The sequence below is a fragment of the Burkholderia sp. Ac-20345 genome, assembly GCF_017104825.1.
Taxonomy (GTDB): domain Bacteria; phylum Pseudomonadota; class Gammaproteobacteria; order Burkholderiales; family Burkholderiaceae; genus Burkholderia; species Burkholderia lata_B.
Genome location: NZ_JAAGPO010000051.1, coordinates 13,480 through 27,034 on the forward strand (window position 1 = coordinate 13,480; position 13,555 = coordinate 27,034).

Here is a 13,555-nt window from a genome sequence, read left to right on the forward strand (position 1 = left end):
CAACGCGCTACAGCACCGCGACCACCTTCACGCGGCCCGGCTGCTCCGCCGATGCAACCACCTGGCCGTCGACGCGGCGGAACGTGAGCGACACGGTTTCGTCGCCGACGCGCAGCGCGTCGATCCGCAGCCAGTCGACGCCTTCCGGCAGCGCCGGGCGCTCGACCCGCACCTCGTGGCGCGACGCGTCGATGCTCACGCCGAGGCAGGCCTGCAGCATCATGAACGGCGCGCCGGCCGCCCACGCTTGCGGCAGGCAGGCCACCGGATACGCGGTCGGCGGTTCGCCGCGCCGGCGCGGGAACCCGCAGAACAGTTCGGGCAGGCGCATCTCGAAGCTCACCGCCGCCTCGAACAACGCGCGCAGCAAGTTCACGGCGGCCGTCTTGTCGCCGTAGCGCGCCAGACCTCGCGCGATCAGCGCATTGTCGTGCGGCCACACCGAGCCGTTGTGATACGCCATCGGATTGAAGCGCGGCTGGCCGGCCGCGAGCGTACGGATGCCCCAGCCCGTCTGGAACAGCGTCGAGCCGAGCACGCCGGCAACCGCCGCGCCGCGCTCGGCGTCGGGCAACCCGAACGCGAGCAGATGGCCCGCGTTCGACGCGAACACGCGGCACAGGTCGCCATGACCGTCGAGCGCGATGCCGTAGAAATCGCCTTCCGGCATCCAGAACAGCGCGTCGACCTGCTCGCGCAGCGTCTTCGCACGCAACGCGTAGCGCGTGGCGTCGGCCGCGTGGCCGCGCCGGTGCGAGCACATCGACATCGCATCGAGCGCCGCGCACGCATACGCCTGCACTTCGACGAGCGCGATCGGCCCGTCCGGGAAGCGGCCGTCCGCATGAAACACCGAATCGTGGCTGTCCTTCCAGCCCTGGTTCGCGAGGCCGCGTTCCGACGTGCGCTGGTAATCGAGCAGTCCGTACGGATTGCGGTCGCACTTGTCGATCACCCATTGCGCGGCGCGCTCGAGCGCGGGCCACAGCTCGTCGATCAGCGCATCGTCGCCGGTGCGTTCGACATACGCGCCCGCGAGCACGATGAACAGCGGCGTCGTATCGACCCCGCCGTAGTACAGCGCGAACGGCACCTCGCCCGTCGCGGCCATCTCGCTGCGGCGGAACTCGTGCATGATCTTGCCCGGCTCCGCATCGCGGAACGCGGAGGTCTCGCGCGCCTGGTGCTCGGCCAGGAAGCGCAGCACGCCGCGCGCGAGCGACGGTTGCAGCCACAGCATCTGCAGCGACGTGATCACTGCGTCGCGGCCGAACGGCGTCGAGAACCACGGAATGCCCGCATACGGGTACGGCCCCGTGTCGAGCTGCGTCGTGAGCAGCCCGAGATCCGCGAGCGAGCGGTCGAGCCATGCGTCGAACAGCGGATTGCCGGTGTTCACGCGTGCCATCGATTCGCGCCTCGCGCGCATCTCGCGGTGCACGCCGACGAGCGCGGTGCGCAGCGCGACGCGGCCGCATCCCGGCGCTTCCGCATGCACCGGGCCGAGCGTTGCGTCGACGGTCAAGTAGATCGACACGCAGGCCTGCGCGGCGATCGTCAGCGTGTAGTCGGCACGATCGACCGACAGCGCGTCCGGCGCCGGCGAGAAATGCACGGTCACGTTGCGCTCGACGCCGTCGAGGCCGTCATAGCGCAGCCGCACCGCGCCCGCGTCGACGCGCGGCGCCACCACGGTGCCGCGCTTCGGGCGCTGCGTGCCGCGCACTTCGAACATGTCCTTGAAATCGGCCGCAAACGACAGCGACAGCGGCACCTCGGCTTCGCTTGCACCGTAGTTCGTCAGCGTCAGCGCTTCGTAAAGCACGTCGCCCGCGAGCACGCGCATCCGCTCGATGTGGATCACGCCCTCGGGCGTTTCGTGGCCGCCGAGCGGCGGCAGCGGTCGGTTCGTCAGGTGCGCTGTAAACGATGCGTTGTCGGCGCTCGTCGCGCCCGACAGCAGCGACGGCGCGCGGCCGCCGAAGGTCAGGCGCCACGTCGACAGCACGCGCATGTCGTCGACGAACAGGCCGTCGTCACGGCCGCCGATGTCGCCGAGCGCATCGCTGACCACGAACGCGTCGCCGGATTTCAGGACGTACTGATTATTGCGCGCCAGTGCCTGCGGATCGGCTTCGGGCGCGATGAATGCGGGGGCCGACGCTGGGGTCGGGGCAGCAGGCGCGACTGACTGCGCCTGCGTCGTCTTGGCTTCGGCGTGATTCGGCATCGATGCTCCTGTGTCGGAACGCAACGCGCGGCGCGTCGCGTGTTTCGCACAGGATAGGACAGAACGGGGGACGTGCGCAGCGACGAAAAAGACGCGACGCCATGCGACGCTGTCGTCGCCGCATGGCATCGCGCAGGCACGTCAGTCGCTGGTCAGAACTTCCACAGGATGTTGCCGAGGATTGCGTTGTCGCGCACACCGCTGCCGTACTGGCCGCTGTACGTGAGGCCGAGCGTCAGGCGTTTCGTGATGTTCGCGTCGATGCCGGCCTCGAGCACGGCGCTGTCGCGAGCAATCGGCACGCCCGATACCTGGAACGACGTCCCGCCGTTCGCGAACGTGAATGCCGACGACGGAGTCACGTTGCCGAACGCATGCCGCCAGCCGACCGTCCCGCGCGCGGTGAACGTGCCGCTCCCGATCGAGCCGAGCTGCGACGCCGCGCGCAAACCGAGGGTCGAGAAGCCGACGTGGGTCGTCTGGCCGCCGGCACGCAGCGCGGCCGCACCACCGGTTTCCGTATAGCCGTCGGTATGCAGGTTCACATACGCGAGGCCCGCGAACGGCTCGATCGCCACGGGCCCGACCGGCAGCGCGAAGCCGACTTCGCCGAACACCTGCGCCGAATTCGCGTCGTAGCCGGCCGAGTCGTGATCGGAGAAGCCCGCGAAGCCCGGGGACCGGTCGCTGTTGATCCGGTACCACGTGTACGACGCGCCGCCGCGCACACCGAGCGCACCATACTGCGCGCCGCCGTACAGCGACAGGTAGTAGCTGTTCACCGACGCCGACGAACTCTGGTCGTTGTCGAGCGAGCTGTGCGTGACGCCCGCCGCCAGGCCCGCACGCCACTTGTCGTTGAGCGCCATGTCGGCACCGGCGATGAAGCCGGTCATGCTGCGGTTGATCGTCGACGCGTTGGCGTCGCCGGCAAGCCGGCTGCGGCCACCGAACGCCTGCCCCCAGACGACCGGCTGGTAAGGCGTGCCACCGTAGCAGCCGTCGCGCGAGCCGATCCGGCGATCCGGCGGCAGCGTCGAGGCGACCGCGCCGGCCGTGTTGTCGCCGCACAAGGCTGCGCCACCCGACGACAGCGCGGCGAGCGGGCCCGATCCGGGCGCGAGGCCCTGGCGGACGCGATCGGTCACAGCGTCGCGCACGTAGCGGCTGTCGAGCAGCAGCATGCTCTTCAGGCTCGCCTGCAGCTCACCGTCGAGCAGCCCGTATGCGCGGCGCGCGGTCGTCGCATCGGTCGTCATCACGGCGTCGTACAGCGGGTTGCCGGCGCCGAGCCCGCCGAGTGCGGCCGCGACCGAACGCTGGTTCGGCGTCGTCGCGACATCGGGGAACGCGGTACCGTTCGAGACCAGCCGCAAGTACACGTGATCCGGATCGTAGCTGAGCGTCGGCGCGAGGAACGCGTAGTTCGCACTCACCTGGCTGAACGTGCCCTGCACGCCCGACGATGCGGAGAGGATCGTATAGGTCGTACTCGGCTGGTAGCCGCTCTGGTTCGCGAGCACCTGCACGGTGCCGCCGTTCAGCGTCGCCGTGCCGCCCGCCGCGAGGCTGCCGCTTTGCTGCGGCGAAGCCGCGACCTGGAACGTCGAGCCCGGCTGGAACGTGACGTTGCCGCCCACGTTCAGCGCCGCGCCCGGCTGCGACGCGGCCGCCGTCGCGCCGCCCTGCACCACGAGGCCGCCGATCGTGCCGGTACCCGTGACCGTCGCGCCGCTCTGCACGGTCACGGTCGACTGGCCGAGCGAACCATTGACGGCGAGCGTGCCTGCGCTGACCGTGGTCGGGCCGCTCAGCGTGCTGGTGCCCGTCAACGTCAGTTGCCCGCTGCCGGCCTGCGTCAGCGAACCGGTGCCGGACAGCACGCTTGCGATCGTCACGTTGCCGGATTGATTGACGATCAGCGCGCCGTTGTCGACGACATTGCCGGCGATGCTGCCCGACGTGCCGCCGTTGCCGAGTTGCAGCGCGCCACCGGCCGCGATCGTGGTGCCGCCCGTGTACGTGTTCGCGCCCGTCAGCGTCTGGATACCGGTGCCGGCGATCGTCACGCCGCCCGCACCGCCGATCGTCCCGCCGAACGTGCCGTTGCCGCTACCGTTCAACGTCAGCGCATTGGCGCCGAGATTGACGGTCGCGCCGGCCGTGCCGTTCAACGTGCCGATCGTCTGCGCGCCTGTCGCACCGCTCGCATCGAACGTCGCACCCGTGCCCGCGAGATTCACCGCGCCCGTCGACGCGAGGCTGCCGCCCGCGCCGAGTGCCAGCGTGCTGCCGCCGTTGATCGTCGTGCCGCCGGTGAACGTGTTCGCGCCCGTCAGCGTTTGCGTGCCGGTGCCTGCGAACGTCACGCCGCCCGTGCCGCCAATCGCGCCGCCGAACGCTGCGTTGCCGCTGCCGTTCAAGGTCAGTGCATTCGTGCCCAGGTTCACGTTCGTGCCGGCGATGCCGCTCAGCGCACCGATCGTCTGTGCGCCCGTCGCACCACTCACGTTGAACGTCGCGCCCGTGCCGGCAAGATTCACCGCGCTGCCCGACGCGAGGCTGCCACCTGCACCCAACGCCAGCGTGCTGCCGCCGTTGATGGTCGTGCCGCCCGTGTAGGTGTTCGCGCCCGTCAGCGTCTGTGTGCCGGTGCCCGCGAACGTCACGCCGCCCGTGCCGCCGATCGCGCCGCCGAACGTGCCGCTGGTGCTGCCGTTCAGTGTGAGCGCATTCGCGCCGAGGGTCACATTCGTGCCGGCGCCGCCGGACAGCGTGCCGATCGTCTGCGCGCCCGATGCGCCGCTCAGGTTGAACGTCGCGCCCGTGCCGGCCAGATTCACCGCACTGCCCGATGCGAGGGTGCCGCCCGCGCCCAGCGCCAGCGTGCTGCCACCGTTGATGGTCGTACCACCCGTGTAGGTGTTCGCACCGGTCAGCGTCTGCGTACCGGTGCCCGCGAACGTCACGCCGCCCGTGCCGCCAATCGCGCCGCCGAATGTGTTGTTGCCGCTGCCATTCAGCGTGAGCGCATTCGCGCCCAGGTTCACATTCGTGCTGGCTGCGCCGGTCAACGCGCCGAGTGTCTGCGCGCCCGTCGCGCCGCTCAGGTTGAACGTCGCGCCCGCGCCGGCCAGATTCACCGTGCTGCCCGACGCGAGGCTGCCACCCGCGCCAAGCGCCAGCGTGCTGCCGCCGTTGATGGTCGTGCCGCCCGTGTAGGTATTCGCGCCAGTCAGCGTTTGCGTGCCGGTGCCCGCGAACGTCACGCTGCCCGTGCCGCCGATCGCGCCGCCGAACGTGTTGTTGCCACCGCCGTTCAGCGTGAGCGCATTCGCGCCCAGGTTCACGTTCGTGTTGGCCGCGCCGGTCAGCACACCGATCGTCTGCGCGCCCGATGCGCCGCTCAGGTTGAACGTCGCGCCCGTGCCGGCGAGGTTCACCGCACTGCCCGACGCAAGGCTGCCGCCTGCGCCAAGCGCGAGTGTGCTGCCACCGTTGATGGTCGTACCACCCGTGTAGGTGTTCGCACCGGTCAGCGTCTGCGTACCGGTACCCGCGAACGTCACGCCGCCCGTGCCGCCAATCGCGCCGCCGAATGTGTTGTTGCCGCTGCCATTCAGCGTGAGCGCATTCGCGCCCAGGTTCACATTCGTGCTGGCTGCGCCGGTCAACGCGCCGAGTGTCTGCGCGCCCGTCGCGCCGCTCACGTCGAATGTCGCGCCCGTGCCGGCAAGGTTCACGGCACTGCCCGACGCGAGGCTGCCGCCCGCACCGAGCGCCAACGTGCTGCCGCCGTTGATGGTCGTGCCCCCGGTGTACGTGTTCGCGCCCGTCAGCGTTTGCGTGCCCGTACCCGCGAACGTCACGCTGCCCGTGCCGCCGATCGCACCGCCGAACGTGTTGTTGCCACTGCCGTTCAGCGTGAGCGCATTCGCGCCCAGGTTCACGTTCGTGTTGGCCGCGCCGGTCAACGCACCGATCGTCTGCGCGCCGGATGCGCCGCTCAGGTTGAACGTCGCGCCCGCGCCGGCAAGATTCACTGCACTGCCCGACGCGAGGCTGCCGCCGGCGCCAAGCGCGAGTGTGCTGCCGCCATTGATGGTCGTACCGCCCGTGTAGGTATTCGCGCCCGTCAGCGTCTGCGTGCCGGTACCCGCGAACGTCACGCCACCGGTGCCGCCGATCACGCCGCCGAACGTGCCGTTGGTGCTGCCGTTCAACGTCAGCGCATTCGCGCCCAGGTTCACGTTCGTGCCGGCGATACCGCTCAGCGTGCCGAGCGTCTGCGCGCCCGATGCGCCGCTCAGGTTGAACGTCGCGCCCGTGCCCGCAAGATTCACCGCACTGCCCGACGCGAGGCTGCCGCCCGCGCCCAGCGCCAGCGTGCTGCCTGTGTCGATCGTCGTGCCGCCCGTGTACGTGTTCGCACCCGTCAGCGTCTGCGTGCCTGTGCCCGCGAACGTCACGCCACCGGTGCCGCCGATCGCGCCGCCAAACGTACCGCTCGCGGTTCCGCTCAGCATCAGCCCGTTCGCGCCCAGATCCACGGTCGTACCGCCTGCGCCGTTCAACGCGCCGATCGTCTGCGGGCCCGATGCGCCGCTCAGGTTGAACGTCGCGCCCGCGCCGGCGAGATTCACCGCACCCGTTGCGGCCAGGCTGCCGCCCGCACCGAGCGCCAGCGTGCCGCCGGCGCCGACCGTCGTGCCGCCCGTGTACGTGTTCGCACCCGTCAGCGTCTGCGTGCCCGTACCCGCGAACGTCACGCCACCCGTGCCGCCGATCGCGCCGCCGAACGTGTTGTTGCCGTTGCCGCTCAACGTCAGCGTGTTCGTGCCCAGGTTCACGTTCGTGCCGGCCACACCGGTCAGCGCGCCGATCGTCTGCGGGCCCGATGCGCCACCCAGGTTGAACGTCGCGCCCGCACCGGCGAGATTCACCGTACCGGTCGATGCGAGGCTGCCGCCCGCGCCCAGCGCCAGCGTGCTGCCACCGTTGATCGTCGTGCCGCCCGTGTACGTGTTCGTGCCGGACAGCGTTTGCGTGCCCGTGCCGGCCACGGTCAGGCCGCCGGTACCGCCGATCGCGCCGCCGAAATTGCCGCTGGCCGTCCCGCTCAGCGTCAGCCCATTGCCGCCGAGGTTCACGGCCGAGCCGGCGACACCGCTCAGTGCGCCGATCGTCTGCGGGCCCGTCGCGCCGCTCACGTCGAACGTCGCGCCTACGCCGGCCACGTTCACAGCGCCCGTCGACGCGAGGCTGCCGCCCGCGCCCAGCGCCAGCGTGCCGGCGTTGATCGTCGTGCCGCCCGTGTAGTTGGACGCGCTCGTCAGCGTCGTCGTCGCCGCGCCGTTCTTCACGAGACCGCCCGCGCCGGAGATGCCGCCGTTCAGCGTGAGGGCGTTGCTGCCGCCGAGCGTGAGTGTCGCGCCCGTGCCGAGATTGACCGCGTTGTTGACCGACAGGCTCGTGCTCGTGTCGAGCGTCGCCGCGCCGCCGACGTTCAGCGCGCCGCCTCCGAGCGCCCCGCTGTTGCCGAGCACCAGACCGCCGCTGTTCAGGTTCGTGCCGCCCGTATAGACGTTCGCACCCGTCAGTGTCTGCGTGCCGGTGCCGGCCAGCGTCAGGCTGCCCGTCCCGCCGATCACGCCGCTGAAGGTGCCGCTGGCGGTCCCGCCCAGCGTCAGCCCGTTGCCGCCCATATTGACGATCGTCCCCGCGACACCCGACAGCGCGCCGATCGTCTGGGGACTGGTCGCGCCGCTCACGTCGAGCGCCGCGCCCGCGTTGGCGAGATTCACCGCGCCGGTCGCTGCCAGGCTGCCGCCCGCGCCCACCGCCAGCGTGCCGGCGTTGATCGTCGTGCCGCCCGTGTAGGTGTTCGCGCCCGTCAGCGTCGTGGTCGCCGCGCCGTTCTTCACGAGACCGCCCGCGCCGGAAATGCCGCCGCTCAGCGCAAGTGCATTGCTGCCGCTGAGCGTCAGCGTCGAACCGTTCGCAAGATTGACTGTGTTGGCGACCGACAGGCTCGCATTCGTGTCGAGCGTTGCCGCGCCTGCGACGTTCACCGTGCCGGTACCGAGCGCGCTGTTGTTGCCGAGCACCACGCTGCTGCCGCCGTTCAGGTTCGTACCGCCCGAGTAGGTGCTCGCGCCGTTCAGCGTCTGTGTGCCGGTGCCGGCCAGCGTCAGGCTGCCGGTGCCGCCGATCGCGCCGCTGAAGGTGCCGCTGGCGGTTCCGCCCAGCGTCAGCGCGTTAGCGCCCAGCGCGACGTTCGTCCCGGCGACACCCGACAGCGCACCGATCGTCTGCGCACCGGTCGCGGCGCTCACGTCGAGCGCCGCACCCGCGCCGGCCAGGTTCACCGTGCCCATCGCCGCGAGGCTGCCGCCGCCGCTGATCGCCAGCGTGCCCGCGTTGATCGTCGTGCCGCCCGTGTAGGAGTTCGCGGCCGTCAACGTCGTCGTCGCCGCGCCGTCCTTCACGAGACCACCCGCGCCGGTGATGCCGCCGTTCAGCGTGAGGCCGTTGCTGCCGCCCAGAGTCAGTGTCGAACTGGTGGCGAGGTTGACTGCGTTGTTGACCGACAGGTTCGCGCTCGTATCGAGCGTCGCCGCGCCGCCGACGGTCAGTGCGCCCGTGCCGAGCGCCGCGTTGTTGCCGAGCACCAGCCCGCCAGCATTCAGCGTCGTACCGCCGGTGTAGTTGTTCGCGCCGGACAGCGTCACCGTCGCCGCGCCGTTCTTCACGAGACCGCCGCCGCCCGAGACCGTACCGCTCAGGCCGACATTGGTGCTACCGGCGAACGTGAGCGTCGTGCCGGTGGCGACGTTGACATTGTTCGCGAGCGACACGTTGGTGGTCGCATCGAGCGTCGACGAACCGTTCACGTTCACCGCGCCGGTGCCGAGCGCCGTATTGCTGCCGACCGCGAGGTTGCCGCCGCTCAGGTTCGTGCCGCCCGTGTAGACGTTGTTGCCTGTCAGCGTCTGCGTGCCGGTGCCGGACAACGTCAGGCTGCCCGCGCCGCCGATCGTGCCCGCATACGTCGTATTGCCGCTGCCGTTCAACGTCAGCGAATTGCCGCCGAGGTTCACGTTGGTGCCGGCCGCGCCCGCCAGAGCGCCGACCGCCTGCGCGCCCGACGCGCTGCTCAGGTCGAACGTCGCACCCGCGCCGGTCAGGTTCACCGTGCCGGACGCCGCGAGGCTGCCGCCCGCGCCCAGCGCGAGCGTGCCGCTGTTGATCGTCGTGTCGCCGGTGTAGGTGTTCGCGCCGGTCAGCGTCAGCGTCGCCGCACCGTTCTTCACGAGGCCGCCGTTGCCGTTGATGGAGCCGGCCAGCCCGAGATTGTTGCTGCCGCCGACCGTCAGCGTCGTGCCCGTGGCGAGATTGACGGTGTTGTTGAGCGTCGCGTTCGTACTCGAGTCGAGCGTGGCCGACCCGTTGACGTTCAGTGCGCCGCTGCCGAGCGCCGAATTGTTGCCGACTACGACGCCGCCGGCGTTCAGGTTCGTGCCGCCCGTGTAGTTGTTCGCGCCGGACAGCGTCAGCGTGCCGCCGTCGTTCTTCGTCAGCGCGCCGCCGCCCGACACGGTGCCCGACAGCGTGAGTCCGGTCGAGCCCTGCACCGTCAGTCCGCCCGCGCCGAGCGTCACGTCGTTGGCGACGTTGAGCCCGGCCGTGCCCGCCTGCAACGCGCCGCCGGTGGCCGTGATGGTGCCGGTGCCGAGCGATGCGTTGTTGTTGATGATCGCGGTACCGCCCGCCAGCGTCGCATCCTGCGCGGTCGATGCGCCGTTGATCGTCCAGTTGCCGCTCTGGACGTTCAGGTGATTGAAGTTGATGTAATTGTTGGCCGCGATCGTGCCGTTCGCGCTGGCCCCCTGCTGCAGCTTGAGCGTGTTGTCGCCGCCCGCGCCGCCGTCGACCGTGCCCGTCGCCGCAACACCCAGCGTGATCGGGCCGACCGTGATGTTGACCGCGGCGCCGGTGCCGCCCGCCGTGTTGACCGACGAGCCCGTCACCGCGGTGAACGAGTTCGTGCTGTTCGCGCCCATCGACACGCTGCCGTTGATCGTGCCCGAGTTGACGAACGAGTTGCCCGCCCCGGGCGTGCCGTTCGAACCGAGCGACACACGGCCGGTGATCGTCCCGCTGTTGGTCATGTTGACCGTGGCGCCGCCGTATGCGGCGACCACGGGCGCATCCGCGCCGGTGAGGGTCGCGCCGACCAGCGGGTTCGAGCCGATCGTGCCGGTGTTGTTGATCGTCGACGTGCCGCCGGTGCCGTTCTGGACCGACAACGCCATGCCCGTCACGCCGCTGATCGCCACGCCGGTCGAGCCGTTCATCGTGCCGTTGTTGATGACGGTGGTGCCGGCACTCGCCGCCGAGTTGCCGATCACCGCGCCGCTCGACAGCACGCCGAGACCGGTGCCGAGCGCCGACGGATCGATCGTGCCGTTGTTGGTCAGCTGGGTATTGTTGCCCGTCAGCGACATCGCGGTGCCACCGACGCCGAGCAGCACGCCGACGCTCGCGCCGGGGTTGACGGTCGCATGGATGTTGTTCGCGCTGTTCGAATAGCTCGGCGCAAGCGGGTTGGCGACCCCGGAGCAGGTCACCGTCGTGCCTGCCGTGGTACAGGTCGCATTGGCGGGCACGATACCGGCGCCGGACAGCGCCAGGAACACACCCGTCGGCAACAGCAATTTCGGAAACGGCTCGCCGGTTTTTTTCGAACGCGCAAGATTCATGCTTTCCCTCGTCATGTTATTGGAATTGGCATTACCGTGAAATCGAACAGCCGACAGCAGAAAACCGCGGACAATAGCGCGCCCCCCGGCTGTCGCGATGCGACGTCGGTTTATTCATGGACGAATCTTTGAATGGCCCTGGAAGGCAGGCTTGAAACTAGTCGAACGACATGTCGATGGCCCCTGTTTTTCTGCAGCGATTTTCTGGTTGATTTGATTACCGCCCCGCTTTTGTCAGACAAGGCTATATCAAAAAAACAGGCTTTTCCAGTCGATCTTTCCCCTGTACGACCGGGGATCAGCAGGGGCGCATTTTTTACTTATCGGAACGCTCCAAACAGGTAAGTCCGTGCACTACTCGCCAGTTTATTTTGATCTCCGTCAAAAAATACCGAAGCGAAGCATCCGTAAAAACACCGACATCAGCCTGATTATCGCGATTGCCTTTTGCAATGCAATATCGTCATTCTGGAAATCGTTTACGAGAGATAATTCGCGCCATCATTCACAGGACAAAAACACTGGAATATCCGGCGCGTATCCGATCCCTTCGAGTTTCGCCACGTACCGTTGGGGAAACGAAACCCGCCCACATCACGAAAACAGGCTCATCAGATAAAGCATCGGGCGGAACGAGACAGGCCGCGCATCGGGATTCACCCACAACCGCGCTGCATACACCGCATAGGCCGGCACTTCGCGCCAGCTCGAATAGACGTCGCGCAACTGGAAGCGGCGCGGATACGCGGCGGAGATGTTCGCCCGCGCGATGCCGACGCGTTCGAACGCGAGGCGCGCCCGCGCGAGGTGGTAGTACTGGCTGACGATCAGCACCCGCGACAGGCGGTGCGCCTGCAGGTAGGCGAGCGTGTGCTGCGCAGTCGCGAGTGTGTTGTCGCCCTGGTCGTCGACGGCGATCCGGTCGGCCGGCACGCCGCGCGCCACGAGATAGTCGCGCATCGCGGTCGCCTCGTTCAGCCCGGGGCCGTCGATCGCGCCGCTGACGAGGAACGCCGGGCACTGCCCCGTGCGGTAGCAGCGCACGCCGACGTCGAGCCTGGCGGCGAGCACCGGCTTCGGCGCGCCGGTCTCGTCGAGCGCGTTGCCGAAGATCACGGCGACGTCGGCCGGCTCGCTCGGCATCCGCATTCCGTACGCAACGAGCGCGACGGCTGCGACGATCCAGAGACAGGCAACGACCGCCAGCAGGCGGCCCATGCGGGCAAACAAGCCCCGTTTGGTGTGGTTTTTCAAGGTTTTCGGTCTCTCAGGTCGTCGGGCGTATCGGCGTGCCCGGCCCCGGACGGGCGCGTAACGCTAGCACGGTGCGCGTTCAGGTGTCCACGCGACGGACGGCGGCCAGCCGTCCGGCAAGTCGACCGGAGAACCGTGCCCGGCGAAGCGGGCAGGCAATACGGAGATTGAAAGAATGTGAATGGCCGCGCCGCGATGCACGGCCCGGCACGGCCCGAATCAGTCGATCGGGCACATCGCGAGCCGCCCCATCGCCTCGCCGGCGCCGCGCACCGCGCAGGTGGCCGGCTCGTCGGCAATCCGGGCGACGAGCCCGGTCTCGTCGTACAGCAGGCGTTCGAGATCCGCGAGCAGCGCACCGCCGCCCGTCAGCACCACGCCGCGATTCGCGATGTCGGTCACGAGCTCGGCCGGCGCATTTTCCAGCACCGACTTCACCGCGCCGATCACCTGCTTGAGCGGCGCGGCCAGCGCGTCCGCCACATCGTGGTTGGACAGCTCGATCGAGCGCGGCAGGCCGTCGCCGATGCTGCGCCCGACCGCGCGCGTCGACCTGCGCGGCACCGCGCTGGTGGCCGAGCCGATCGACTGTTTCACGTGCTCGGCTGTCTGCTCGCCGAGCAGCACGCCATACAGGTTGCGGACATGGTTGACGATCGCCGCGTCGAACTGGTTGCCGCCGACGCGAATCGCCTCGCGGTAGACGATGCCGCCGAGCGCGATCACCGCCACTTCCGTGGTCCCGCCGCCGATATCGACGACCATCGAGCCGACCGGCTCGGTCACCGGCAGGCCCGCGCCGAGCCCGGCCGCCAGCGATTCCTCGATCAGTTCGACGTCCGATACACCCGCCGCGAACGCCGCCTCGCGGAGCGCGCGGCGCTCGACGGCCGTCGCATCGGACGGCACGCACAGCGTGACCTCGACGCGGCGGCCGAAGCGCGAACGCGTGCGCGACATGTCAATGAAGCTGCGGATCATCTGCTCGGCCGCGTGCGCGTCGGCGATCACGCCATGCCGCATCGGCCGCACGGCTTCGAGATGCCCCGGTTCGCGGCCGAGCAGCGCCTTCGCGAGCTCGCCGACGGCCTCGAGCGTCGGCCGCGCGTCGGTCGCGCCGGCCTTGCGGAAGCAGACGACCGACGGCTGGTTCAGCACCACGCCGCGTTCGTGCGTATAAATCCGCGTACTCGCCGTTCCAGGGTCGATCGCAACGGGTTGCGCAAACAACTTTCCGAACAGCGGTGTCGACATATCAAACCTTTGTAATCGAACGGGCCAGGGCAGCCGCGCCGCATTTCCGCGGCGC

The 13,555-nt window shown here is 69.4% G+C and carries 4 protein-coding genes; all 4 read right to left on the reverse strand.

Features of this window, described 5'->3' with window-relative positions; all coding sequences use genetic code 11:
* Positions 1-7: 7 nt before the first annotated feature.
* The 4 genes from G3O06_RS19670 to G3O06_RS19685 all read right to left on the reverse strand — a co-directional run bounded on the left by G3O06_RS19670 (position 8) and on the right by G3O06_RS19685 (position 13,500).
* Positions 8-2,230, reverse strand: coding sequence for an amylo-alpha-1,6-glucosidase (locus G3O06_RS19670; protein ID WP_205817189.1), 2,223 nt, complete (start codon positions 2,228-2,230; stop codon positions 8-10).
* A 152-nt stretch (positions 2,231-2,382) separates the two neighbouring features.
* Positions 2,383-10,992: an autotransporter-associated beta strand repeat-containing protein gene (locus G3O06_RS19675; RefSeq protein WP_205817190.1), complete on the reverse strand. Its 8,610-nt coding sequence runs from the start codon at positions 10,990-10,992 to the stop codon at positions 2,383-2,385.
* A gap of 594 nt (positions 10,993-11,586) precedes the next feature.
* Positions 11,587-12,210, reverse strand: coding sequence for a YdcF family protein (locus G3O06_RS19680; RefSeq protein ID WP_241020144.1), 624 nt, complete (start codon positions 12,208-12,210; stop codon positions 11,587-11,589).
* A 255-nt stretch (positions 12,211-12,465) separates the two neighbouring features.
* Complete coding sequence (locus G3O06_RS19685; protein WP_174971868.1) at positions 12,466-13,500, reverse strand: rod shape-determining protein; 1,035 nt, start codon at positions 13,498-13,500, stop codon at positions 12,466-12,468.
* Positions 13,501-13,555: the final 55 nt, after the last annotated feature.

Coding starts and splice junctions, on each gene's coding strand:
- G3O06_RS19670 (WP_205817189.1), bottom strand. CDS start 2,230: ATGCCGAATCACGCCGAAGCCAAGACGACGCAGGCGCAGTCAGTCGCG.
- G3O06_RS19675 (WP_205817190.1), bottom strand. CDS start 10,992: ATGAATCTTGCGCGTTCGAAAAAAACCGGCGAGCCGTTTCCGAAATTG.
- G3O06_RS19680 (WP_241020144.1), bottom strand. CDS start 12,210: ATGGGCCGCCTGCTGGCGGTCGTTGCCTGTCTCTGGATCGTCGCAGCC.
- G3O06_RS19685 (WP_174971868.1), bottom strand. CDS start 13,500: ATGTCGACACCGCTGTTCGGAAAGTTGTTTGCGCAACCCGTTGCGATC.